This window comes from Haemophilus sp. HN_Hi16 (assembly GCF_049823435.1).
GTDB classification, from domain to species: Bacteria; Pseudomonadota; Gammaproteobacteria; order Enterobacterales; family Pasteurellaceae; genus Haemophilus; species Haemophilus influenzae_D.
In genome coordinates, this window is record NZ_CP187500.1 from 1 (window position 1) to 26,870 (window position 26,870).

The following is a 26,870-nucleotide window of genomic DNA, read 5'->3' on the forward strand; positions in this document are numbered from 1 at the left end:
GTGAATCTCTCAAATCTTTGGCAAAGTTGCCTGTTACAACTTCAAGATCAAGTTTCAGCCAGCGATCTTAGCACTTGGCTTCGTCCTTTACAGGCTGATGTAGTATCGAATAACCACATTGTTTTATATGCTTCTAATATGTTTGTGAAAGGTTGGGTGGAAACTCATTATCTCGCACAAATCCAGCAAATTTGTCAAACACTTGCACAAAATCCTGAACTGCGTATTTCTTTAAAAGAAGGGGTCAAGCCTGCACCTAAAGTAGTAGAAAATACGCCAAATACATCACTTAGATCAGAAAGTGCGGTAGATTTTCAAACAGAATCTAGTACGCCAATAAAATTTGAATCTCATCTCAATACTAAACACTTATTTGATAACTTTGTTGAAGGTAAATCGAACCAACTCGCACGCGCAGTCGGTCAAAAACTTGCTCAAGCACCGGGCGAACCATCAGCCAATCCTTTCTTTTTATATGGCGGCACTGGTTTAGGGAAAACTCACTTGTTACACGCCATTGGCAACGGCATTTTAGCCAATAAACCGAATGCGCGAGTGCTTTATATTCACGCCAACAACTTTATGCAACATATGGTAAAAGCAGTGCGTGATAATAAAATGGATCAGTTCAAAAAATTCTATCGTTCTCTTGATGCGCTTTTAGTGGATGACATTCAATTTTTCGCTGAAAAAGAAAAAACCCAAGAAGAATTCTTCCATATATTCAATAACTTATTTGAAACGGGTCGCCAAATTATCTTAACCTCAGATCGTTACCCAAAAGAAATTGAAAAAATAGAAGAACGTTTAAAATCACGTTTTGGCTGGGGCTTAACAACAGCCATTGAGCCGCCCGATCTTGAAACGCGTGTAGCGATTTTATTGAAAAAGGCGGAAGAACATAATATGAACTTGCCAGAAGAAGTTGCTTTCTTCATTGCTCAACGCTTGCGTACCAACGTGCGTGAACTTGAGGGTGCATTAAATCGAGTAAAAGCAATGCAAGACTTCAAAGGTGGCGACATTGATATTGATTTCGTGCGTGATACCTTAAAAGATATTTTGGCTCTACAAGAACGCTTGGTTACCATTGAAAATATTCAAAAAGTGGTGGCTGAATATTATCGAATTAAGGTTTCAGATTTAAAATCAAAAAGTCGTGCGCGTTCAGTGACTCGCCCTCGCCAAATTGCAATGGCATTAGCAAAAGAATTAACAAACCGCAGTTTGCCTGAAATCGGTCGTGCATTTGACCGGGATCACACAACCGTATTAAACGCTTGCCGAGAAGTGCCAAAATTCCGCGAGCAAGATAATAGCATTCAAGAAGATTGGGCGAATTTAATCCGCACTTTGTCTGCATAAAAGGAGAACGCAATGCAATTTAGCATTTCAAGAGAAAATTTATTAAAACCGTTGCAACAAGTATGTGGCGTATTGAGTAATCGCCCAAATATTCCTGTATTAAACAACGTATTGTTGCAAATTGAAGACAATCGTCTGACTATCACAGGTACAGATTTAGAAGTCGAATTATCGAGTCAAACTCAGCTTTCATCGTCTTCTGAAAATGGCACTTTTACCATTCCAGCAAAAAAATTCTTAGATATTTGCCGCACTTTATCTGATGATTCAGAAATCACGGTGACTTTTGAAGAAGACCGTGCATTAGTGCAATCGGGGCGTAGTCGTTTTACACTAACCACTCAACCTGCCGAAGAATATCCAAACCTCACAGATTGGCAGTCTGAAGTGGATTTTCAACTACCACAAAATACCTTACGCCGTTTAATTGAATCCACTCAATTTTCTATGGCAAACCAAGATGCACGCTATTTCTTAAATGGTATGAAATTTGAAACAGAAGGCAATTTATTGCGAACTGTAGCAACAGACGGTCATAGACTTGCGGTGTGTACTATCTCACTTGAACAAGAATTACAAAATCATTCTGTGATTTTACCTCGTAAAGGCGTATTAGAGCTGGTTCGTTTATTAGAAACAAACGATGAACCAGCACGTTTACAAATTGGCACGAACAATTTACGTGTCCATTTAAAAAACACGGTATTTACATCAAAATTAATTGATGGTCGCTTTCCTGACTATCGCCGAGTATTGCCTCGTAATGCCACAAAAATTGTCGAAGGCAGTTGGGAAATGCTGAAACAGGCTTTTGTTCGTGCGTCCATTTTATCTAATGAACGCGCGCGCAGCGTGCGTTTAAGCTTAAAGGAAAACCAGCTTAAAATTACTGCCTCAAACACAGAACACGAAGAAGCAGAAGAAATTGTCGATGTCAATTACAATGGCGAAGAATTAGAAGTGGGCTTTAATGTCACCTATATTCTTGATGTGCTGAATGCACTTAAATGTAATCAAGTGCGAATGCGCTTAACTGATGCGTTCTCCAGTTGCTTAATTGAAAACTGTGAAGACAGCAGCAGCGAATACGTCATTATGCCAATGCGTTTATAATATGGCGATTTCTCGTTTACTGGTCGAAAAATTTCGTAACTTAACAGCAGTGGATCTTGATTTTGATCCCTGCTTTAACTTTTTAATCGGCAACAACGGCAGCGGAAAAACCAGCTTATTAGAAGCTATTTTTTATCTTGGTCACGGACGTTCATTTAAAAGTGCGGTCACAAACCGCATCATTTCTTACGACGAACCGCACTTTACCCTATTTGGGCAAATCCAAGAAAGCCAACATCAATGGTCTGTCGGCTTACAAAAACTGCGTCAAGGCAACACCTTAGTAAAAATTAACGGCGAAGATGGCAATAAAATTTCCGATCTTGCCCATCTTTTACCAATGCAATTAATCACGCCAGAGGGCTTAACCTTACTCAACGGCGGGCCAAGTTATCGCCGCGCGTTTTTAGATTGGGGATTATTCCATCACCAAACAAGTTTCTATTCCGCTTGGAGCAATCTCAATCGATTACTTAAACAACGAAATGCCGCCCTTGCACAAAATCAGCCTTACTCTGCCATAAAAATTTGGGACGTTGAACTTGCCAAATTTGCCCACCAAGTAAGTCAATGGCGTGCCGAATATGCAGAAGCACTCCGCCCTGAAATTGAACAAACTTGCCAACTTTTTCTGCCTGAATTAGAAATTAATGTCAGCTTTCATCAAGGGTGGGAAAAAAATACTGATTATTATGAAATTCTTCAACAAAATTTTGAACGAGATCGTTCCTTAAATTACACCTTTTCTGGCCCTCAAAAAGCGGATTTTCGTTTCAAAGCACAAGGATTGCCTGTTGAAGATGTGCTTTCTCGTGGACAGCTTAAACTTTTAATGTGTGTATTAAGACTAGCGCAGGGCGAGCATTTAATGAAAGAAAAGCAACGCCATTGTATTTTTTTAATCGATGATTTTGCCTCCGAATTAGATCAATACAAACGTGCCTTGTTGGCAGAACGATTACAACAAAGCGGTTCGCAAGTATTTGTTACCGCCATCACTCAAAGACAACTAAAAGAAATGCAAGTGGAAAACAAAAAAATGTTTTCTGTCCATAATGGCATCATTAACGCCTTAAATTAACCAAAAGTGCGGTAAAAAATACGCCAATTTTTTAAAAAATATCAAAAATCATTATCATTACCTAATAAATGTAATTCAAGTTTTGAGCGATTTATGCTATAAAACCCACTCATTATAAAAATGAAGACAACTTGCAAACTATCAACGCAACACAGTCAAGACTTGAATCAACTTGTAGCCGTATATCAAATTGTGTCCTATCAAATCTACTTTTTAAACTTAATTAATAAGGACAGCTTCTATGCTAAATAAAAAATTCAAACTCAATTTTATTGCGCTTACTGTCGCCTACGCATTAACCCCTTATACAGAAGCTGCGTTAGTGAGAGACGATGTGGATTATCAAATATTTCGTGATTTTGCAGAAAATAAAGGGAAGTTTTCTGTTGGTGCAACAAATGTGGAAGTGAGAGATAAAAATAACCACTCTTTAGGTAATGTTTTACCTAATGGAATTCCGATGATTGATTTTAGTGTGGTGGATGTAAATAAACGTATTGGTACATTAGTGGATCCGCAATATATTGTAAGCGTAAAACACGCACACAAACATATAAATGACTTTTATTTTGGGCATTATAACGGACACCGTGATGTTTCTGATGATGAAAATAAATATAGTGTGGTCACACAAAATAATGTTAAACCAAATGAAGACTGGCACGTAGATAAGCGATTAGATGACTATAACATGCCTCGTTTAAATAAATTTGTGACCGAGGTTGCACCAACTACGCCTACATTAGCAGGAGATGGTTTAGAAACCTATACAAATAAAGAAAAATATCCGTCCTTTGTGCGAGTAGGTGCTGGTCGCCAATTAGTATATGAAAAAGGAAGCCGCCATGTAGAAGATAAAGAACATGGAGTAGATTTAAAAGATCTTTCAGCTGCATATAATTATGCTATCGGTGGTACACCTTATGAAGGGATTAATATTGATCCTTCCCAAAGTAAAAAAGGACTTATAGGTTTTGGAGATAGCCGTGAAAATCACGTTATTGATGCTAAAACTTTGCTTTCTCAAGACCCACTTACCAACTACGGCGTATTAGGCGATAGTGGCTCGCCTTTATTTGCTTTTGATAAACAACAAAACAAATGGGTTTTTATCGGGCCTTATACTTATTGGGCTGGCTATGGTAAAAAATCTTGGCAAGAATGGAATATTTATAAAAAAGATTTTGCTGATAATATAAAAAAACGAGATAACGCTAAACCTGTGCTTTTCTCTAACAAAGAATATCGTTGGACAAAAACTACAAATCATCAAAGTGAAATAAAAAACAGTGATCATACAATTACTGTAACACTCCCCTCAGATCCAAATCGACTTGTTAATTATCAGAAAAAAGAAAACGAGAATACTGGACAAAATGTAATTTTTGAAGGAAATGGTAATTCTCAAAACACACTTGTTTTAGAAAATAATATCAATCAAGGTGCTGGCGGTTTATTCTTTAAAGGAAACTATGAAGTTAAAGGAAAAACGGACAATATTACTTGGGTAGGCGGCGGAATTTCTGTTGAAGAGGGAAAAACTGTAACGTGGAAAATACATAATCCTGAAAAAGATCATTTAGCCAAGATAGGGAAAGGAACATTAATTGTTGAGGGCAAAGGGAATAATAAAGGTTCGCTAAAAGTGGGCGATGGTACTGTCGTTTTAAAACAACAAATAACTAAAGGAGAACACGCTTTTGCTTCTGTAGGAATTGTAAGTGGTCGCTCAACTGTTGTACTTAATGATGATAAACAAGTAGATCCTAATTCAATTTACTTTGGTTTTAGAGGCGGTCGATTAGATGCCAATGGCAATAATCTCACTTTTGAACATATCCGTAATATTGATGATGGTGCAAGAGTAGTTAATCATAATATGACTAATGCCTCAAATATAACGATTACTGGGACAGGACTAATTACAGATCCAAAGAAAATTACTTCATATGATATAGAATCACCAGATGAAGATTATCCTTATTCCTTTCGACGGATTAAAGATGGATACCAACTCTATTTAAATGTGGAAAACTACACTTATTATGCGTTAAGAAAAGGTGCTAAAGCTAATTTACAACTTCCTTACAATGATAAAGAAAGCAATGAAACTTGGCTATATATGGGTAAAAACAAAGAAGAAGCCCAAAAGAAAACGATGGAATACATCAATAATAGCCGTATGAATGGCTTTAACGGTTATTTTGGCGAGGAAGACGGTAAAAATAACGGTAATCTAAATGTGACTTTTAAAGGCAAAACCGATCAAAATCGCTTTTTATTAACAGGCGGAACAAACCTTAACGGTGAATTAAAAGTTGAAAAAGGCACCTTATTCCTTTCTGGCAGACCAACACCGCACGCAAGAGATATTGCAGGTATTTCTTCGACAAATAAAGATCCTCACTTTTCTGAAAATAATGAAGTAGTGGTAGAAGACGACTGGATTAACCGCAATTTTAAAGCAACAAATATTAATGTAACCAATAACGCCACCCTTTATTCAGGACGCAATGTTGCAAATATTACTTCAAATATCACAGCTTCTAATAATGCACAAGTGCATATTGGCTATAAAACAGGCGATACCGTTTGTGTACGTTCTGACTATACAGGCTATGTGACTTGTACTACTGACAAGTTATCCGATAAAGCCCTTAATAGCTTTAACGCCACCAATGTATCTGGCAATGTAAATTTATCAGGTAATGCAAACTTTGTCTTAGGTAAAGCTAACTTATTCGGCACAATTCAAAGCATTGGAACTAGCCAAGTTAATTTAAAAGAAAATAGCCATTGGCATTTAACAGGCGATAGCAGTGTTAATCAGTTAAATTTAACCAATGGGCATATTCATTTAAATAATGTCTCAGATGCAACAACAGCAACAAAATACCACACGCTCAATATTAGCAATTTATCAGGTAACGGTTCTTTCTATTATTTAACTGATCTTGCCAATAAACAAGGCGACAAAGTTGTTGTAACACAATCCGCCACAGGTAACTTTACATTGCAAGTAGCAAATAAAACAGGCGAGCCAAATCATAATGAACTCACGCTTTTTGATGCGTCAAAAGCTCAAAGAGATCATTTGAATGTGTCATTAGTTGGGAATACCGTTGATTTAGGTGCTTGGAAATATAAATTACGCGAAAACAATGGACGTTACGATTTGTATAATCCAGAGGTAGAAAGAAGAAATCTAACTGTCGATACGACAAATATCACAGCACCTAATAATATGCAAGCTGATGCACCTAGCGTATCAAGTAACAATGAAGAAATAGCCCGTGTTGAAGCACCAGTTCCACCACCAGCACCACCTGCACCTGCTACTGGATCAACAATGGCAAACGAGCAACCAGAAACTCCTCCTGTAGAAACCGATCAACCAGCGATGGAAGAGACAAATACTGCTAACTCAACGGAAACTGCTCCAAAATCTGATACCACAACACCAACTGAAAATCTAAATTCAGAAAGTGTTCCATCAGAGACAACTGAAAAAGTGGCTGAAAATAGTCAGCAAGAAAGTGCATCAGTAGAGAAAAACGATCAAAAAGCAACCGAGACAACAGCTCAAAATGGAAAAGTTGCAGAAGAAGCTAAACCAACTGTAGAAGCTATCACTCAAACGACTGAAACTGCTCGTCAGTCTGAAATAAATTCTACTGAAGAAACAGCAGTGGAAGATGATCTGACACGCAGTGAACCAAAGAACAGACATAGAAGAAGTATTAGCTCGTCTTCTAATAATATAAATCCAGCAGGAACAGAGGATACTGCTAAAGTAGAAAAAGAGAAAACTCAAGAAGTCCCTAAAGTGACTTCTCAAGCGTCTCCAAAACAAGAAGAACCAGAAATGGCTAAACAGCAAGAACAGCCTAAAACTGTTCAATCGCAAGCAGAGCCAGAAACTACCACACAGCAAGCAGAGCCTGCTCGTGAAAATGTTTCGACTGTTAATAATGTAAAAGAAGCTCAACCGCAAGCAAAACCTACAACTGTTGCTGCGAAAGAGACAACTGCATCAAACAGTGAACAGAAAGAAACTGCTCAACCTGTAGCTAATCCAAAAACAGCTGAAAATAAAGCAGAAAATCCTCAATCAACAGAAACGACAGATGAAAATATTCATCAGCCTGAAGCCCACACTGCTGTTGCTTCAACAGAAGTTGTTACACCTGAAAATGCTACAACACCTATTAAACCTGTTGAGAATAAAACTACAGAAGCTGAACAACCTGTGACAGAAAGCACAACAGTAAACACTGGAAACTCTGTAGTGGAAAATCCAGAGAATACAACACCTGCTACAACTCAATCTACGGTTAATTCAGAGGCAGTTCAATCAGAAACAGCGACAACAAAAGCTGTTGTTAGCCAGTCTAAAGTGACTTCTACTCAAGAAACGACAGTGGATAATTCAGTATCTACTCCAGAACCACGAAGCAGAAGAACTCGTAGATCAGTGCAGACAAATAGTTACGAGCCAGTGGAACTACCTACTGAAAATGCGGAGAATGCGGAGAATGTGCAATCGGGAAATAATGTGGCTAATTCACAACCAGCATTACGCAATCTCACAAGTAAAAACACAAATGCAGTACTTTCTGATGCAATGGCAAAAGCACAATTTGTTGCATTAAATGTGGGGAAAGCAGTTTCTCAACATATTAGCCAGTTAGAAATGAATAACGAGGGGCAATATAACGTTTGGGTATCTAATACTTCAATGAACGAAAATTATTCCTCAAGTCAATATCGTCGTTTTAGTTCTAAAAGTACGCAAACTCAACTTGGTTGGGATCAAACAATCTCAAACAATGTTCAGTTAGGTGGCGTGTTTACTTATGTTCGCAATAGTAACAACTTTGATAAGGCAAGCAGTAAAAATACTCTAGCACAAGTTAATTTCTATTCTAAATATTATGCGGATAATCATTGGTATTTGGGCATTGATTTAGGCTACGGCAAGTTCCAAAGCAACCTACAAACCAATAATAATGCGAAATTTGCTCGCCATACTGCACAATTTGGTTTAACCGCAGGCAAAGCATTTAATCTTGGCAATTTTGCTGTTAAACCAACTGTAGGAGTTCGTTATAGTTACTTATCAAACGCTAATTTTGCATTAGCTAAAGATCGCATTAAAGTAAATCCAATATCTGTCAAAACAGCCTTTGCTCAAGTTGATTTAAGTTATACTTATCACTTAGGCGAGTTTTCCATTACGCCAATTTTGTCTGCTCGATATGATGCAAATCAAGGCAATGGCAAAATTAATGTAAGTGTATATGATTTTGCTTACAATGTGGAAAACCAACAGCAATATAACGCAGGACTTAAATTGAAATATCATAATGTGAAATTAAGTCTAATCGGTGGATTAACAAAAGCAAAACAAGCGGAAAAACAAAAAACAGCGGAAGTGAAACTAAGTTTTAGTTTTTAATAAGCCTGTTTGAATTAGCGTTATAGACGACAAAGCCCTGTGTATTACAGGGCTTTATTTTTGAATGAAATTCAGTGATTAAGTGCGGTGAAAAATCAGCTCATTTTTTATTTTTAACGTAAAAACGCTGGAATATTTTTTTCGTATGCTGAGATTTTGTCTTCGTGCTGCAGGGTTAAGCCGATATTGTCCAATCCGTTTAACAAACAATGACGGCGGAATTCATCCAGTTCAAAGTGATAAACTTTATCCCCTACAGTGACCGTCATCGCTTCTAAATCTACGTGGATTTGTTTGCCATCATTTGCCCATACCCATTGAAAGATTTCTTCTACTTCTTCTTCGCTTAAACGAATCGGTAACATATGATTATTTAAGCTGTTGTTATAGAAAATATCTGCAAAACTTGGGGCGATCATTACTTTAAAGCCGTAGTCTGCTAATGCCCAAGGGGCGTGTTCACGAGAAGAACCACAACCAAGATTTTTACGTGCGAGCAAAATCGTCGCACCTTGATATTGTGGATAATTTAAGACAAATTCTGGATTTGGCTTGGTGCCGTCCACATCAAGATAACGCCATTCGTGGAATAAATGTTTGCCGAAACCTACGCGAGTGATGGCTTGTAAAAATTGTTTTGGAATAATTGCATCAGTATCTACATTCGCCGCATCCAATGGAACGACTAAGCCCGAAAGTTGTTTAAATCCTGCCATTTTTCTTTTTCCTCTTATTGAGCCTTAATTTAATGCCACTTCACGAATATCAACAAATTTACCGAACATTCCTGCCGCCGCTGCCATTGCAGGACTTACTAAATGGGTACGTCCATTACGACCTTGACGCCCCTCAAAGTTACGGTTTGACGTTGAAGCACAGCGTTCCCATTCGCCTAAACGGTCGTCGTTCATTCCTAAGCACATTGAACAACCTGGATTACGCCATTCTGCACCTGCGGCAATAAAGATTTTATCCAAGCCCTCTTTTTCCGCTTGTTCTTTCACTAAGCCAGAACCTGGTACTACTAAAATACGTTTTACATTATCCGCTTTTTTACGACCTTTCATTACAGCCGCTGCTGCGCGTAAATCTTCAATACGTGAGTTGGTGCAAGATCCAATAAACACTTGATCAACTTTAACCTCTTTTAAATTAGTGCCAGCTTCCAAACCAATATAATGTAAGGCTTTTTCTGCCGAAGCACGTTGTACAGGATCTTCCATTTCTTGCGGATTTGGTATGGTTTCATTCACAGAAATTACCTGCCCTGGGTTTGTCCCCCAAGTGACTTGTGGTGCGATGTCTTTTGCTTCTAGCGTTACCACAGTGTCAAATTGTGCATCATCGTCAGATTTTAAGGTTTTCCAATAAACAACGGCATCATCCCAATCCTTGCCTTTAGGTGCGTGTGGACGATCTTTCAAATATGCAAATGTGGTTTCATCTGGTGCAATCAAGCCTGCTTTCGCGCCCATTTCAATTGCCATATTACAGACGGTCATACGACCCTCCATAGAAAGGTCTCGGATCGCTTCGCCACAAAATTCCACAACGTGTCCTGTTCCGCCTGCCATCGTGGTTTTACCGATAATGGCAAGAATAATATCTTTTGCCGTAATACCTGATGCGACTTTACCACGCACTTCAATTTTCATACTTTTTGCGCGAGCCTGTTTTAAAGTTTGGGTGGCTAATACGTGTTCTACTTCAGAAGTACCAATACCAAAAGCCAAGGCACCAAATGCACCGTGCGTTGCGGTGTGTGAATCGCCACAAACAATTGTCATACCCGGTAAAGTTAAGCCTTGTTCAGGCCCCATAACGTGTACAATGCCTTGCTCTTTGGTTGTTATATCAAATAATTTAATGCCTGTTGCTTTGGTATTTTTATCCAGTTCTAACACTTGAATTTTAGCCTGACCTTCAAGTTTATTGACATCTCGTACTTGAGTAGAAATGCTGTGATCCATTGTGCCAAAAGTTTTGTTTACTTGACGTACTTGGCGATTTGCGACGCGTAACCCATCAAAGGCCTGCGGGCTGGTTACTTCGTGAATCAAATGACGGTTGATATACAAAATCGGCGTTTCGCCCTCTGCTTCATACACAATGTGTGAATCAAATAATTTTTCGTAAAGTGTTTTTGCCATAATATTTTTCTCTATTCGTTAAGGGAAGTGCGGTTAAAATTCGACGTGTTTTTCAACCGCACTTTAAATACTTTGTCCCCCTGTTTATTGGGGATATTTCTAAATAACTAAGGGTGGGAAATTGCCCCCTTCCGCCCTTCGGGCACCTTCCCCCGTAAACGGAGGAAGGCAAGTATTAAATAATTGCTTGTGTAATCAATGTACCCATTTCTGCAGTAGAAACTGGTGTGGAATCATCGGCTAAATCGGCGGTGCGATGACCACTTGCCAAGACTTTTTGAACCGCACTTTCAATGGCATCGGCTGCTTCGTTTAAGTTGAAGCTATAACGCAACATCATTGCTGCAGAAAGAATTTGTGCGATTGGGTTGGCAATGCCTTTGCCTGCAATATCAGGGGCAGAACCGCCAGCAGGCTCGTATAAACCAAAACCCTCTTCATTTAAGCTGGCAGATGGCAACATTCCCATAGAACCTGTGATCATCGCTGCTTCGTCAGAAATAATATCGCCGAAAATGTTAGAGCAAAGTAAAACATCAAAAGATTCTGGTGCTTTGATTAATTGCATTGTGGCGTTATCGATATAGATATGCTCTAAAGTCACTTCAGGATATTCTTTTGCCATTTCTGTCACAGTTTCACGCCATAAAATGGAAGACTGTAATACGTTCGCTTTATCCACAGAAGTGACTTTTTTATTGCGTTTCATTGCTGCCTCAAAAGCCGCACGTGCAATGCGTTCGATTTCATATTTGTAATACACTTCTGTGTCGAATGCTTTGGTTTGTACGCCTTCGCCTTCACGGCCTTTAGGCTGACCGAAATAAATTCCGCCCGTTAATTCACGCACCACCACCATATCAAAGCCTTTTGCGGCAATATCTGCACGTAATGGACAGAATTTTTCCAAGCCTTTATAAAGGGTTGCAGGGCGAAGATTACAGAATAATTTGAAATGTTTACGCAAAGGCAATAATGCACCACGTTCTGGCTGTTGATCTGGCGGTAAATTTGTCCATTTAGGGCCACCTACAGAACCAAATAAAATGGCATCCGCTTCATCACAGCCTTTTAAGCTTTCGGCTGGTAATGGGCAACCGCAATAATCAATGGCAGCACCACCCACAAAAAACTCGTTAAAGTTAAGTTTAAAACCAAATTTTTCTTGGGCTTTGTTTAATACCTTAATCGCTTCCGCCATTACTTCAGGGCCGATACCATCACCTGCTAATACTGCTACATTGTATGATTGCATATTATTTTTCCTATTTTTTACTGCAAAAGTGCGGTAGTTTTTTTCGTATTTTTCCCCTCTTAAAAAGAGGAACTTGATAAATTAATGATGTTTATGATTCTTAATATCTGCCACTTTATGCGCACGATAAATCGCATTGATGGCGTGGACTAAAGCAAGTGCGGAAGATTCAACAATATCTGTTGCTAAACCAACACCGTGGAATTTACGCCCTTTGTGTTCCACCACAATATCCACTTGCCCTAATGCTTCTGCACCCTCGCCTTTGGCAGTTAAGTTATAGTGAGACATTTTGATTTCTAAGCCTGTTAAATTTAAGATGGCGTTATAAACCGCATCTACTGGGCCGTTACCACCAATTGACGAAGTGCTTAATTTTTCGCCATCTAATTTCAATTGAACAAAGGCTGTGGCTGGATATTCTTTGGTTGAATGCGCAGAAAGTTTATCTAATACCAAACGATCTTCATCCCCTTGTTGCATATCGATAAACGCCAAGGCTTCCAAATCATAATCGAACACTTGACCTTTTTTATCCGCCAATTTTAAGAACGCGTCATACAATTTATCCAAATCATAATCTTGTTCGTTATACCCCATATCCGTCATATGACCTTTCACAGCCGCACGACCAGAACGTGCAGTTAAATTCAATTTTTCTTTTTTCAAGCCAATGGTTTCTGGAGACATAATTTCGTAGGTATTTTTGTTTTTCAACATACCATCTTGATGGATACCAGAAGAATGGGCAAAAGCATTTGAACCCACAATGGCTTTATTCGGTTGAATCGGCATATTGCAAAGTTGGCTAACCATTTGGCTGACACGATGAATTTCTTGGGTATTAATACGAGTATCCACGCCCATAAAATCCTGACGAACTTTCATTGCCATGACTACTTCTTCAAGGGAAGTATTGCCCGCACGTTCCCCAATTCCATTAATGGTACATTCAATTTGACGCGCACCATTTTGTACAGCCGTTAAAGAATTAGCGGTTGCCATACCTAAGTCATTATGGCAATGCACAGAAATCACAGCTTTGTCGATATTCGGCACGCGATTACGCACTTGAGCAATAATATTGCCGTATTCATTTGGTAAGCAAAAACCAACGGTATCTGGAATGTTTACTGTAGTCGCACCTGTATTGATTGCGGCTTCAACAATACGACAGATATTATCAATGCCCGTACGCCCCGCATCTTCGCAAGAGAACTCAACATCATCCGTATAATTACGCGCGCGTTTCACTGCTGCAACTGCCATTCCTACCACATCATCAAAAGAACGTTTTAATTTCGCTTCAACGTGTAATGCGGAACTTGCAATAAACGTATGAATACGAAATGCTTCAGCGACTTTCAATGCTTGGTATGCGGCATCAATGTCTTTATCTACGGCTCGAGATAACGCGGCAACACGGGCGTTTTTAATATGGCGTGCAATGGTTTGAACAGATTCAAAATCCCCTTGAGAAGAAACGGGAAACCCCACTTCCATTACATCCACGCCTAAGCGTTCAAGTGCTAAAGCGATCTGTAATTTTTCTTTTACCGTCAAACTTGCTTTTAACGCCTGTTCCCCATCACGCAAGGTGGTATCAAAAATAATAACGCGATCTGTCATAACAATATCCTTACTAAAAGTTCCTCTAAAATCACTCCAAAAGTGCGGTGCGTTTTTCCTGTATTTTTTAGACAAAAAACCCGCGACTTATAAAGTGCGGGTTTAAAATTGGGTATTTACATCTGACTGTTTTTTATACACAACTTAGCCGCACGCAAAATGTGAGAGCTGCAGGTTGAGAGATAAAGAAACAATACGAGACATAAATAAAAATCCTTCTGTGTAAAACGTTTTCCATATTACGAATAAAAAACTGGCTGTCAAACTATTTTTTTGGCATTTTATATTAAAAATAAACCTACTTACACTTCATAAAATATACATTTAACTAATAAATTTAATAAAATTAGCATATTTAACCAACACCATCTTAATCAACAAATTTTTCTTATTGGATTTTTTATATTTTCAAAATAAGAAAAATTTTGCAATTTTTTATTCATTAAAAAGAATTTTTGCGATCTACATCGCAAAATGCTTTTAAATTAATCGTTTCTCTCCCTCGTTTTTTCCATACTAGATTTTCAAATAAAAAGGAAAAAATATGAATGACATTACCTACACATTACTCCGTTTAATGCAAGTGCCTAAACTTGGCGGCGTTGGCATTGATAAAATTTTGTCCAATATTACCTTAAATGAATTACTTAATTATGATGATATTGCTTTCCGACAAATGGGATGGGGAGCCATTCAAATTCGCCGTTGGTTCAAACCTGAAGCAAAATTTATTGAGCCAGCACTCGCGTGGTCACAAAAAGAGGGAAATCATTTAGTAAATTATTTTTCCCCTTTTTATCCCTTTTTATTGAAACAAACCGCAAACTTTCCGCCACTATTATTTGTAAAAGGAAATTTAACCGCACTTTCACAACGCCAAATGGCAATGGTTGGGAGCCGTTATTGCACGACTTATGGAGAATATTGGGCAAAACATTTTGCGACAGAACTTTCATTAGCTGGCTTTACGATTACCAGTGGACTTGCATTAGGAATTGATGGACATTGCCATCAAGCTGTCGTTAATATTCAAGGGCAAACTATTGCGGTCTTAGGCAGTGGATTAGAACAAATCTATCCCTCTAAACATCAAAGATTATCGGCACAAATCATCGAAAATAATGGCGCATTAGTCTCTGAATTTTTACCAAACCAAGCACCTATTGCTGCTAATTTTCCACGCCGTAATCGGATTATTAGTGGGCTTTCAGTCGGCACGCTTGTTGTTGAAGCCACCGAAAAAAGTGGATCACTTATTACAGCACGGTATGCGTTGGAACAAAACCGAGAGGTTTTTGCTGTGCCAGGCAATATTCAAAATGAATCAAGTCAAGGTTGTCATCGCCTAATTAAACAAGGCGCAATGTTGGTAGAAAATGCAAAGGACATTTTGGAAACGCTCTACCAACATTCTATCCACAGCCAAACTGAAATTGATTTTGACCAGATCGCCGTGCCTAATTACACGCCACCACCCGATCCTCGCCGATTAGTAGAAGCACCAAGCCACCCGAAACTTTATTCACGTATTGGCTATACTCCTGTGAGCATTGATGATTTAGCGGAAGAATTTAATTTAAGTGTCGATGTTTTACTTGTTCAATTGCTCGATCTTGAGCTACAAGATCTTATCATAAGTGAAAATGGCTTATATAAACGCGTTTAACGTAAATTTTTATGCTAAGATACGCCCATTCTTTTTTCATAAAAGGACGATTATGTTAGCCATTATCTCCCCTGCCAAAACCCTTGATTTTGAAAGTGCGGTAAAAAATTTTCCTGTTTCTCAACCGCACTTTACCGATTACAGCGAACAACTTATTGAGGTTTGTCGTAAACTTTCTCCACAAGATCTTTCATCATTGATGTCTATCAGCGATAAATTAGCAGGGCTTAATGTTGCGCGTTTTGCTGAATGGACAAAAATTCACAATGAAGACAATTCCCGCCCTGCACTCTTTGCATTTAAAGGCGATGTTTATACGGGTTTAGATGCTGATTCCCTTTCGGAAGATGATGTCATTTTTGCACAATCCCATTTACGTATGCTGTCTGGGCTTTATGGGCTTTTAAAACCGCTTGATTTAATGCAACCTTACCGATTAGAAATGGGGACAAAATTAGCCAATCCGAAAGGAAAAGATCTGTATGCCTTTTGGGGAAATGTGATTACCCAAGCAGTTCAACAAGCTATTGATGCACAAGGCGATAATGTGTTAGTCAATCTAGCCTCTGATGAATATTATAAATCTGTTAAAGAAAACCAACTTAACGCCAAAATTATCAAGCCAGTTTTCTTAGATAATAAAAATGGCAAATACAAAGTAATTAGCTTTTATGCTAAAAAAGCACGAGGCTTAATGTGCCGTTATCTTATTCAACATCGTTTAACCGACATTGAACAATTAAAAGAATTTGATTTAGCTGGTTATTGGTTTGATTCAGCATCCTCCACTGAAACTGAATTTGTCTTTAAGCGAGATATTAATGAATAAAATTTTTGTTATTTTGACCGCACTTATACTTTCAGGCTGTGCAACTAAGCTGACCCAATTAAATGTGCCTACGCAGTTAGAACATAATGGCAAACATTATGTACTTACTGGCAGCCAAGATTTAGGAACCATTGCACGCTATGCGTATATATCTAAGCCAGATACGCTAGAAAATTGGCAATCTGAAATTGAAATTCTCTTTGATCGCAATCAATCCGAACGTTCTATTAAAGAACGTATTGCATTAAGAGAACGCATTTATCGCAATACAGGCGTAAAAGATTTCCATTTCGATGCTATTCCAGAAAATTCGACCAATCCAAATGAATTAAATGGATATGTCATCTATTCGCCAACAAAGGAAAATCCATCTTGGCAAGTCAATGTGATGAAAGGACGACAATTGCCCCAATGTGGCTTTGTGCAATTTCAATATTCACAGAAAATACAACAACCAACGCGTTCTAAACATTTATCTGTCGATAAAGTACAACAACATTTGCAAAAATACATTGTGGATATAGAAAGAAAACATTTACAAAATTTGAAATGGCAACTGTTTTGTGAAAAATAATGTAGATCAAAATCTCGTCAAATTTTGCTAGAGCAGATTCTTTGAATGATGTAATCTTATGCCCATTTTCAATTATGCTTAAAAGTAGGTAAATTATGATTAAAAAAATTGCAGTTTTAACAAGTGGTGGCGATGCGCCTGGTATGAATGCCGCAATTCGTGGCGTAGTACGTTCTGCACTTGCAGAAGGCTTAGAAGTGTTTGGTATCTATGATGGTTACCAAGGTTTATACAATAATAAAATCAAACAATTAAATCGCTATAGCGTATCTGATGTAATTAATCGTGGCGGTACTTTTTTAGGTTCTGCACGCTTTCCTGAATTTAAAGATCCAAATGTTCGTGCAAAATGTGCGGAAATTTTACGTTCTCACGGCATTGATGCACTTGTGGTTATCGGTGGTGACGGTTCTTATATGGGGGCAAAATTATTAACCGAAGAACACTGTTTCCCTTGTGTTGGCTTACCCGGTACTATTGATAATGATGTGGCAGGTACTGACTATACCATCGGTTATCAAACCGCATTACAAACTGCAGTGGATGCAATCGACCGTTTACGTGATACATCAAGCTCACACCAACGTATTTCTATCGTTGAAATTATGGGTCGCCATTGTAGTGACTTAACCATTTCTGCGGGCATTGCTGGCGGTTGTGAATATATCGTCGCATCAGAAATTGAATTTAATCGCGAAGAATTAATTCAACAAATTGAACGTAGCATTATTCGCGGTAAACGCCACGCTATTATTGCTATCACTGAACTTTTAACTGATGTTCATTCTCTGGCAAAAGAAATTGAAGCTCGCGTAGGTCACGAAACTCGCGCAACCGTTTTAGGGCATATTCAACGTGGTGGTTCTCCTTGTGCTTTTGACCGTATTCTTGCCTCACGTATGGGCGCATACGCAGTAGATTTATTGCTACAAGGTAAAGGCGGCTATTGCGTAGGTATCCAAAATGAACAACTCGTTCATCACGATATTATTGATGCCATTAATAATATGCAGCGTGTATTTAAGGCTGATTGGCTTAAAGTGGCAAAACGTTTGGAATAATCCTTTATTCACTATATAAATCGCTAAAACTTAATTCATCTTTTATCTTTCTCAAACAGACACAACAATGTGTCTGTTTTTTCTTAAAAAGTGCGGTCAGTTTTTCTCTTATTTTCTACAAATCATTTATTTTTAAAGATTGAAAATAAATGCGACTGCCAGTTCTACCTAGATGATCTTTTTGCTATCAAAATAGAGATCCGATAAAATGCCTCAGGCAAAATAAGGGATAAAATTATGACAAAGAAAAAAGTAAAACCCAATTCAAATACTATCGCACTGAATAAACGTGCAAGACACGATTATTTTATTGAAGATGAAATTGAAGCAGGTCTTGAATTACAAGGCTGGGAAGTCAAATCTATGCGCGCAGGCAAGGCAAATATTAGTGATAGTTATGTTATTTTTAAAAATGGCGAAGCCTTTTTATTCGGCGCAAGCATTCAGCCATTAAATGTTGCATCAACGCATATTGTTTGTGATCCAACTCGCACTCGTAAGTTATTGTTAAATAAACGCGAATTAGCATCCCTATTTGGCAAAGCAAACCGAGACGGTTTTACCATAGTTGCACTTTCTCTTTACTGGAAAAGTGCGTGGGCAAAAGTCAAAATTGGTTTAGCCAAAGGTAAAAAACAACAGGATAAACGTGATGATATTAAAGAACGTGAATGGAAAGTAACAAAAGATCGCATTATGAAAAATGCACATCGAAGATCTTAAATTGTAATAATAAATTAGCCCCAAATTACTTGGGGCTAATTTTTAAAATAGAATGAAAAACATTCAATCTTTTTGTTAAAAAAACATCGCCTTATCCCATACCGTATTTTTTTAATTTTTTACGTAATGTACCACGGTTGATACCAAGCATATTTGCTGCACGGGTTTGATTACCACGAGTATATTGCATAATCATATCTAACATAGGGTGTTCAACTTCCGCTAATACTAGCTCGTAAAGATCATTCACATCTTGACCATCTAATTGTGCTAAATAATTACGCAACGCTTGTTTGACTGAATCGCGTAATGGTTTGCTGGTCACTTGTGATTGCGCATTTAATACTGATACCGTTAAGGCATCGGCAGGATTACGTTGTTGTTCTAACATTTTTCTTTATCCAAAATTAAATTGAAAAAATCTTCCAACACAATCAGCTGCTCTTTAGGATCACTAATTGCATTAAAAGTCTGTTTAAAAACGGAATCAGGTTGAATTACCTGTAAATACCAAGCCACGTGTTTACGCGCAATGCGATAGCCTTTTTGTTCGCCATAGAATTGATGTAATTCTTGAATATGACGCAAAATTTGACCGCACTTTTCCTTTAAACTTGGCATTTGGCTTATTGAGTTATGCTCAATTAGGTTTTCTACCGCTTGAAATAACCAAGGGTTACCTAACGCAGCACGACCAATCATAATGGCATCCGCTCCAGTATAATCAAGAACGAATTTTGCTTTCCGAGCAGAATCAATATCGCCATTAGCTATAACTGGTATAACAATCGCTTGTTTAACGGCTTTGATGTTGTCGTACTCCGCTTTCCCTTCAAAAAGACAAGCTCTTGTACGACCGTGTACCGTTAATGCTTGTATGCCACATTGTTCTGCAATTTTGCCGATTTGAACGCAGTTTCGATTAGATTTATCCCAGCCTGTACGAATTTTTAAGGTCACTGGCACATTCACGGCTGCCACCACTTCGCACAAGATTTTTTCCACCAAATCGGGATATTGCAACAATGCAGAACCTGCAAGTTTGCGATTTACCTTCTTTGCGGGGCAACCCATATTAATGTCTATGATTTGCGCGCCATATTCCACATTAATAGCCGCAGCTTGTGCCATCTCGAGTGGATCACTACCTGCAATTTGCACGGCATTGAGACCTAAATCATCGCTGTACGCCAAACGCAATTTGGATTTTTCAGTATGCCAAACTTGCGGATTTGTAGACATCATTTCTGAAAATGTAAGCCCTGCACCATAATATGCACAAAGACGGCGGAAAGGCTGGTCAGTAATACCTGCCATTGGTGCAAGTAAAACACGATTTTTTAATTGGTATGAACCGATTCGCATTTTACGTTACCTTCCTAGCAAGCCTAAATCTAATTTATATCGAACTGCTCGACAACCAACAAGGCTGGCTATAATACGCATTTTGCCTTACTTTGCAAAGTGAAATTTGTTTAAAAAATACACTTTTTTTGATTGACAAAAAGAAATTAAAGCGTTTTTAGATTACCCGTAATTCGGCACCATTCTTCTCTTACCGCGACGGGCTCTAACGCAAATGTTTGCGTATAAGCATCACAGACAGATTGAGCTTGAGTTTCTAAAATACCTGATAAACCAAGATTGCCATTCGGTTTAACAAGTTGGCTAATGATTGGGTAAAGTTCTTTGAGTGGGCCAGCAAGAATATTTGCCACCACGACATCAGCTTTTAAATCAGAGGGTTTTTCATCAGATAAGAACAGTTGTAGGCGATCTGCTACACCATTTTGCTCGGCATTATTACGACTGGCTAGAATTGCTTGTGGATCGATATCAATTCCCACCGCACTTTTCGCACCAAGTTTTAATGCTGCAATGGCTAAAATACCTGAACCACAGCCAAAATCAATGACGCTTTTATCTTTTAAATCAAGGCCATCTAGCCATTCTAAACATAGTGCGGTTGTAGGATGAGTGCCTGTACCAAATGCTAAACCTGGGTCAAGCATAACATTGACGGTATTTTTATCAGGCACATCACGCCAACTTGGACAAATCCATAAACGCTTACCAAATTGCATTGGGTGGAAGTTATCCATCCACTCACGCTCCCAGTCTTTATCTTCTATTTGTTCAATTTTGTATGCCGTATTGCTATCTAAGTGTTTTGCTTCTTTTAATAAGCGGACAATTTCTGCCATATCTGTTTCTGCATCAAATAGCGCAATAACATCGGTATTACCCCATAAACGCGTTTCGCCCGGCAAAGGCTCAAAAATCGGTGTATCTTGACTATCCATAAAAGTTACAGAGACGGAGCCGATTTCTTCTAAAAAATCACTCATTTGTTCTGCTTTTTCATTGGTGCTATTTAGGCGAATTTGAATCCAAGCCATTTGTTTTTTCCTTTCAAAAATTTGCGGATTTTCACCGCACTTTATTCTTTCTCATAACCTTCGTAATAATAAGATTGCTCAATACCTTTAAAAATAATTTCTCGGTTATTTACATCATCTGTTAAATTTGCTTGTAATAAAAAACGAATTTCTAAATCGTTAATTGGGCTACGCTCCATTGCTTGTAAGTATTGAGTTTTATCCACATTTTGCCAATTAACAACTTTACCTAAATTTTTCTTTAAAACTAAATCTAACCAAATGCGAGTTGAACGACCATTACCTTCTAAAAAAGGGTGCGCAATATTCATTTCTACATATTTATTAATAATATTTTCAAAAGTATCTTCTGGCATTTGCTCTATTTTTCCTAATGCTTCTTTTAAATAAAGTGCATTAGCAAAACGAAAATGACCTTTTGAAATATTTTGTTCACGAATTTTACCAGCAAATTCATAAAGACCATTAAATAGGTAATGATGAATTTGTTGCAGACTTTTTGTTGAACCAATTTCAATTTGATGAATATCACCGCTTTCAAATAAACGGTAGGCATTTTCTAAACTTTGTTGATCAATTTTTTTCACAATAATGATAAATCCAAAATTTGGGGGGCATATTATACCGATTTTTTTAAAAGTTTCGGTAGTAAAGTCGAGCCAAGTGTGGCTAACATAATAATTGTTATGCCAAGTACGGCTGAAAATGACAGCGTTTCGCCAAGTAATGATACGGCAAATAAGATTCCGAATAATGGTTCAAGTGCGACTAAAACACCGGAGATATTGGCATCCACACTATTAAGGCCTTTATTCCATAACCAATAGGCAAGCCAGCTACAGCCAATGGCAAGATATAATAAACCTGCAATACCAGTAGAATTTAATGATATTTGCCAGTTTTCTGTGAGTAATAGCGTAAATGGCAATGTTGTGATGGTGCCAAGAACAATGCTGACGGAGGTATAAGCCTGCGTTGAGACTTTGGCTACAACTCGCTGTGTCCAACGTAATACGGCAGCGAAAATGATCCCAGCACTTAGTACTAATAAACAGCCGAATAAACTGATGTTATCAATGCCTTCATTATTTTTTCCGCCATTAATTAAAATTGCCACGCCAATAAATGCCATTGCACCGAATAGCCAGTGAAACCATTTTGCTTTGTCTTTAAAGAAGAAATGCCCGACAAATACAACGAGTAGCGGTTCTAGCCCAATCATGGTGACTGCACTGGAGGCTGATGTATATTTTAGTCCGATGAATTGCAATAAAAATACGGCGGTATAGTTAAAGAATGCCAACCACCAAAGCTGTTTACGCATTGGTTTATCAATTTTTTTCCAACGACGTAAAAAGAGTGGCATGACAATAATCATTGCAATAATTAACCGCACTTGCACAACAAGCACAGGATCCATCATCGAATAAGTGAGCTTACCGACGATTAATGAACTGCTCCAAATAAGTAGCGCAAGAATTTGATAGAGCATTGATGTATCCCTGTGAATTGTTCCAATTCTATGTTTTAGCGTAGAAATTGCTGAAAGTGAGAAAATTAAATATCACCTTCCTCTCATTTAGAAGAAGGTGACAGCATATTGATTAATACTTAAAGTGCGGTAACTTTTAATTGAGTTTTTTCAATACGACGTTCGCCCAATTTATTACCCACTAAAAAGGCAATTAATCCAAATACTAATGACGGCACGATTTGATGGAAGTTAAATAATTTTATGCCAAGTTGAGTGAGCAAGATATAACTCCCCAAGCCGATAATCATTGAGCTTAACGCACCATAAGCATTTGCTTTATCCCAATAAATACCCAGTACAATTACCCATAAAAATGCGGCTTCCAGTCCGCCAAAGGCAAATAGGTTTAACCAAATAATCATATCTGGTGGATTGAGTGCTGCAAAGATTAAAAGTGCGGTCAAAATCAGCGTAATAATTGATGAAAAATAGCTCACTTTTTTCTCATTTTTTGCGGCCTCTGGTTTCGCAGAAAGGTATAAATCTTTTACAAAAATAGAAGAAGATTGAATAAGTTGCGCATCAATTGTGGACATAATTGCGGACATCGGTGCAGCTAAAAAAATCCCCGCAACAATAGGCGGTAATACTTTTAACATTAAAGTTGGAATTACTTGATCCGATACCGTTAAATTTGGAATAACCGCTCTGCCAAGCGCGCCAGCTAAATGCATACCTAACATAATTATAGAAAGTACAATGGTTCCAATCAGCATGCCGCGATGTAAGGCTTTACTGTCTTTAAATGCCATACATCGAACTGCGGTATGTGGAAGACCAACCACCCCGAAACAAACGAGTATCCAGAAAGAAGCCATAAATTGAAAATCTAACATTCCATTTGGCCCGTAAGGCGTGACTAAGTCAGGATCAATTTCAGTCAATTTATTGACCGCACTTTCTACACCACCGAGGGCATAAATCGTGCCAATAAGGAGGATTATAGTCCCAAAAATCATAACGGTGCCTTGAATGGTATCCGTCAGTACGACAGCACGGAAGCCCCCGATAAAAGTATAGATTCCCACCGTTAAAGCAAATAAAAGTAATGCTTGAGTATAAGAAATGCCGATGGTTGTTTCTAATAAGCGCGCCCCACCAATAAATTGCACGGTCATAGCCGCAAAAAATGCGAGAAGAAGAGCAAGGCTTGATAACCAGACTAAATATTTGTTTTTATAGCGATAAAAGAAAAGATCATTAATGGTTAAAGCATTGGTTTCTCTTGATAAGAGTGCGAATTTTTTACCCAACGCACCTAATGCTAACCATACAGCAGGGACTTGAATCATCGCAAGTAATACCCAGCCTAAGCCGTATTTATAAGCAGCCCCTGGCCCTCCTACAAAAGAACTTGCACTGGCATAAGTAGAGGCTGTGGTCATTGCAAGTACAAACCCCGTCATTGAGCGATTTCCTACATAATATTCTGTTAAAAAATCGCCTTTTGTACGTTTTACATAGGCAAAAATTGCCGCACCAAAAACAAAAGTGAGATAAATAATTAAGGGAAGAATAATACCTAGATTCATTTCTGACTCTCCTGATCGTTAATTTCAAGAGAAATATCCTGAAAAATAATTTTGATAATCCAATAACCAATCACGATGAATAAAATAGGTAAGTAAATACAGGAAAGTTCAAACCAGAGAGGGAAACCAATCGGCCCTTGGGTTTCTTTGGGTAAATAAGCACATAAGCACCAACCTATCACATATAAAATAGATAGGCCTAATGCCCAACTGGCTTCTTTACCAGCTTGTTGATAACGTTGTTTTAATGTCATATTTCTTCCTTAAAATTTTTTATAAGTGAAAGTATATTTTTGAATGGTATAAGGAGCGCATATATCCTACGCCCCTTATACTTATTCATATTACAACTTTTTTGAATAATTCAAAACGCTTTACTAGCTTTAGTTTTTATTATCATTAAATAAATATCGGCATATATAAAAAATGGCTAACCTTTGTTAGCCATTTAACGTTTAATTATTCATTCATACCTAATTTTTTCTCCAAATAGTGGATGTTTGTTCCGCCTTTTTGGAAATTTTCATCTTCAAGAATTAATTCATGAAGTGGGATATTGGTTTTTATACCATCAATAATCGTTTCAGATAAGGCATTTTGCATACGACGGATTGCAATTTCACGCGTATCGCCATAAGTGATAAGTTTTGCGATCATAGAGTCGTAATGTGGAGGCACAGTATAACCACCGTACACGTGAGAATCCCAACGAACGCCCAAACCACCCGGAGAATGTAAGTGATTTAATTTACCTGGAGACGGTAAGAATGTTTTTGGATCTTCTGCGTTAATACGGCATTCCATTGCGTGTCCTTTAACTTTGATGTCTTCTTGTTTAAAGGAAATTGGTAATCCTGCTGCAATACGTAATTGCTCTTTCACTAAATCTACACCTGTAATCATTTCAGTTACAGGGTGTTCTACTTGGATACGCGTATTCATTTCAATGAAATAGAATTCGCCATTTTCATATAAGAATTCAAAGGTTCCAGCTCCACGATAGCCGATTTCTACGCAAGCTTTTGCACAGCGTGAGCCAATATCGCGACGAACTTCTTCTGTAATACCTGGAGCTGGCGCTTCTTCCACCACTTTTTGGTGACGACGCTGCATTGAGCAGTCACGTTCAGCCAAATAAACTGCATTACCGTGAGTATCTGATAACACTTGAATTTCCACGTGACGTGGATTTTCTAAGTATTTTTCCATATAGACCATATCATTATTGAATGCAGCTTTCGCTTCAGCTTTGGTCATCGCAATAGATTCTTCTAATGCGTCTTCGCTACGTACAACACGCATACCTCGGCCGCCACCACCGCCAGATGCTTTGATGATGATTGGATAGCCAATACGTTTAGCGATTTCTTTATTTTTAGCAATGTCATTACCTACAGGGCCATCAGAACCAGGTACACAAGGCACACCTGCTTTTTTCATCGCTTTAATAGCTGAAACTTTATCACCCATTAAACGGATGACATCTGCTGTTGGGCCAATGAAAGTGAAACCTGAACGTTCAACTTGTTCAGCAAAATCAGCATTTTCAGATAAAAAACCGTATCCTGGATGAATTGCATCCGCACCTGTGACTTCGGCGGCAGCAATGATAGCTGGAATATTTAAATAACTTTTTGCGGAAGGTGCTGGACCGATACAAACGGTTTCATCAGCGAGTAAAACATGTTTTAAATCACGATCAGCGGTAGAGTGAACCGCCACTGTTTTAATGCCTAATTCTTTACAAGCACGTAAAATGCGTAGTGCAATTTCACCACGATTAGCAATCACAACTTTTTCTAACATAAAAGAGTCCGTTTAGTCAGATAGACGTGAATTTTTATGTAGGTTCTTGAAATATTGTTCTCCCTATTCAAATTTGGTGTGAACAGATTTCAATTTATATCGCCTACGATAAATTCGCTCTAATTGTTTGTATATGAAATAGGCGGACTAAAGTCCGCCCGACGAAAATATTGGAAATTATTCAATAACGATTAATGGTTCGTCGAATTCAACAGCGTCACCGTCGTTGATAAGAATTGCTTTTACTACGCCAGCCTTGTCCGCTTCAATGCGATTCATCATTTTCATTGCTTCAACGATACAAAGCGCGTCGCCAACTTTCACAGACTGACCCACTTCAACAAATGCTTTTGCTTCAGGACTTGGACTGCGATAGAACGTTCCCACCATTGGAGAACGTACAAGATGACCTGATAATTCATCCGATGCGGCTGGTGCTGGTGTCGCAGCTGCTGGTGCTTGAGCTGGCGCAGCGGCAGGAGTCGGTGCTACTACTGGTGCAGCAGCATATTGAACGGCTGCTGGAGCAACGACTGGTGTGGCACGGCTAATACGTACTGTGCCTTCCTCTTCTTGCACTTCTAATTCAGTAATGCCAGATTCTTCTACTAATTCGATTAATTTTTTGATTTTACGAATGTCCATACGTTCTTCCTAAAAAGATTGAAATTTTAACCGCACTTTTAAACGAAAAA

General features: G+C 38.3%; 22 protein-coding genes. 9 read left to right on the forward strand and 13 right to left on the reverse strand.

Going from position 1 to position 26,870, the window contains the following annotated elements:
- The 4 genes from dnaA to ACPT9C_RS00020 all read left to right on the forward strand — a co-directional run bounded on the left by dnaA (window position 1) and on the right by ACPT9C_RS00020 (window position 9,017).
- On the forward strand, window positions 1-1,365 hold the full coding sequence (gene dnaA, locus ACPT9C_RS00005) for a chromosomal replication initiator protein DnaA (RefSeq protein ID WP_118879788.1): 1,365 nt from the start codon (window positions 1-3) through the stop codon (window positions 1,363-1,365).
- A 12-nt stretch (window positions 1,366-1,377) separates the two neighbouring features.
- Window positions 1,378-2,478, forward strand: a complete 1,101-nt coding sequence (gene dnaN / locus ACPT9C_RS00010; protein WP_050948654.1) for a DNA polymerase III subunit beta — start codon at window positions 1,378-1,380, stop codon at window positions 2,476-2,478.
- A gap of 1 nt (window position 2,479) precedes the next feature.
- On the forward strand, window positions 2,480-3,559 hold the full coding sequence (recF, locus tag ACPT9C_RS00015; RefSeq protein ID WP_050948655.1) for a DNA replication/repair protein RecF: 1,080 nt from the start codon (window positions 2,480-2,482) through the stop codon (window positions 3,557-3,559).
- Window positions 3,560-3,800: 241 nt separating this feature from the next.
- Window positions 3,801-9,017, forward strand: coding sequence for a S6 family peptidase (locus ACPT9C_RS00020; RefSeq protein WP_050948656.1), 5,217 nt, complete (start codon window positions 3,801-3,803; stop codon window positions 9,015-9,017).
- 113 nt (window positions 9,018-9,130) lie between these two features.
- On the opposite strand, the gene leuD is transcribed toward ACPT9C_RS00020, so the two are convergent.
- From leuD to leuA, 4 genes are all read right to left on the reverse strand, one after another.
- A complete protein-coding gene (leuD, locus tag ACPT9C_RS00025; protein ID WP_005669693.1) occupies window positions 9,131-9,733 on the reverse strand; it encodes a 3-isopropylmalate dehydratase small subunit in 603 nt (200 codons plus the stop codon).
- A gap of 24 nt (window positions 9,734-9,757) precedes the next feature.
- Complete coding sequence (gene leuC / locus ACPT9C_RS00030; protein ID WP_005647943.1) at window positions 9,758-11,167, reverse strand: 3-isopropylmalate dehydratase large subunit; 1,410 nt, start codon at window positions 11,165-11,167, stop codon at window positions 9,758-9,760.
- Between the two features lie 175 nt (window positions 11,168-11,342).
- Window positions 11,343-12,422: a 3-isopropylmalate dehydrogenase gene (leuB, locus tag ACPT9C_RS00035; RefSeq protein ID WP_050948657.1), complete on the reverse strand. Its 1,080-nt coding sequence runs from the start codon at window positions 12,420-12,422 to the stop codon at window positions 11,343-11,345.
- A gap of 81 nt (window positions 12,423-12,503) precedes the next feature.
- Entirely contained in the window at window positions 12,504-14,051 is a 1,548-nt protein-coding gene (gene leuA, locus ACPT9C_RS00040) for a 2-isopropylmalate synthase (RefSeq protein WP_050948658.1), read from the reverse strand.
- A gap of 544 nt (window positions 14,052-14,595) precedes the next feature.
- Here leuA and dprA point away from each other — a divergent pair.
- The 5 genes from dprA to smpB all read left to right on the forward strand — a co-directional run bounded on the left by dprA (window position 14,596) and on the right by smpB (window position 18,904).
- The gene (dprA, locus tag ACPT9C_RS00045) at window positions 14,596-15,717 is read left to right on the forward strand and encodes a DNA-processing protein DprA (protein WP_050948659.1); all 1,122 of its coding nucleotides are present in this window, start codon (window positions 14,596-14,598) and stop codon (window positions 15,715-15,717) included.
- Window positions 15,718-15,769: 52 nt separating this feature from the next.
- Window positions 15,770-16,546, forward strand: a complete 777-nt coding sequence (gene yaaA / locus ACPT9C_RS00050; RefSeq protein ID WP_105882522.1) for a peroxide stress protein YaaA — start codon at window positions 15,770-15,772, stop codon at window positions 16,544-16,546.
- Window positions 16,539-17,120 carry a hypothetical protein gene (locus ACPT9C_RS00055; RefSeq protein WP_105882523.1) on the forward strand — a complete coding sequence of 194 codons (582 nt, stop codon included), beginning with the start codon at window positions 16,539-16,541 and terminating at the stop codon, window positions 17,118-17,120. Before yaaA ends, ACPT9C_RS00055 begins: the two co-directional genes overlap by 8 nt.
- 95 nt (window positions 17,121-17,215) lie before the next feature.
- Complete coding sequence (pfkA, locus tag ACPT9C_RS00060; protein ID WP_048955057.1) at window positions 17,216-18,181, forward strand: 6-phosphofructokinase; 966 nt, start codon at window positions 17,216-17,218, stop codon at window positions 18,179-18,181.
- 237 nt (window positions 18,182-18,418) lie between these two features.
- Window positions 18,419-18,904, forward strand: a complete 486-nt coding sequence (smpB, locus tag ACPT9C_RS00065; protein ID WP_005647965.1) for an SsrA-binding protein SmpB — start codon at window positions 18,419-18,421, stop codon at window positions 18,902-18,904.
- A gap of 91 nt (window positions 18,905-18,995) precedes the next feature.
- On the opposite strand, the gene fis is transcribed toward smpB, so the two are convergent.
- From fis to accB, 9 genes are all read right to left on the reverse strand, one after another.
- Window positions 18,996-19,295, reverse strand: a complete 300-nt coding sequence (fis, locus tag ACPT9C_RS00070; RefSeq protein ID WP_005647967.1) for a DNA-binding transcriptional regulator Fis — start codon at window positions 19,293-19,295, stop codon at window positions 18,996-18,998.
- On the reverse strand, window positions 19,289-20,269 hold the full coding sequence (gene dusB / locus ACPT9C_RS00075; protein ID WP_423717241.1) for a tRNA dihydrouridine synthase DusB: 981 nt from the start codon (window positions 20,267-20,269) through the stop codon (window positions 19,289-19,291). Before dusB ends, fis begins: the two co-directional genes overlap by 7 nt.
- A 146-nt stretch (window positions 20,270-20,415) precedes the next feature.
- Entirely contained in the window at window positions 20,416-21,303 is an 888-nt protein-coding gene (gene prmA / locus ACPT9C_RS00080; RefSeq protein ID WP_050948662.1) for a 50S ribosomal protein L11 methyltransferase, read from the reverse strand.
- Window positions 21,304-21,344: 41 nt separating this feature from the next.
- Window positions 21,345-21,890 (reverse strand): protein adenylyltransferase Fic, encoded by a 546-nt coding sequence (gene fic, locus ACPT9C_RS00085; RefSeq protein WP_014550986.1) that lies wholly within the window; start codon window positions 21,888-21,890, stop codon window positions 21,345-21,347.
- 32 nt (window positions 21,891-21,922) lie between these two features.
- Complete coding sequence (locus ACPT9C_RS00090) at window positions 21,923-22,795, reverse strand: DMT family transporter (RefSeq protein ID WP_042611104.1); 873 nt, start codon at window positions 22,793-22,795, stop codon at window positions 21,923-21,925.
- A gap of 119 nt (window positions 22,796-22,914) precedes the next feature.
- Window positions 22,915-24,369: a sodium/pantothenate symporter gene (panF, locus tag ACPT9C_RS00095; protein WP_050948663.1), complete on the reverse strand. Its 1,455-nt coding sequence runs from the start codon at window positions 24,367-24,369 to the stop codon at window positions 22,915-22,917.
- Window positions 24,366-24,623 carry a YhdT family protein gene (locus ACPT9C_RS00100; protein ID WP_011272322.1) on the reverse strand — a complete coding sequence of 86 codons (258 nt, stop codon included), beginning with the start codon at window positions 24,621-24,623 and terminating at the stop codon, window positions 24,366-24,368. The genes panF and ACPT9C_RS00100 overlap by 4 nt, the downstream gene beginning before the upstream one ends.
- 205 nt (window positions 24,624-24,828) lie before the next feature.
- On the reverse strand, window positions 24,829-26,175 hold the full coding sequence (gene accC / locus ACPT9C_RS00105) for an acetyl-CoA carboxylase biotin carboxylase subunit (protein WP_050948664.1): 1,347 nt from the start codon (window positions 26,173-26,175) through the stop codon (window positions 24,829-24,831).
- A 177-nt stretch (window positions 26,176-26,352) separates the two neighbouring features.
- Window positions 26,353-26,820 (reverse strand): acetyl-CoA carboxylase biotin carboxyl carrier protein, encoded by a 468-nt coding sequence (accB, locus tag ACPT9C_RS00110; RefSeq protein ID WP_011272320.1) that lies wholly within the window; start codon window positions 26,818-26,820, stop codon window positions 26,353-26,355.
- Window positions 26,821-26,870: the final 50 nt, after the last annotated feature.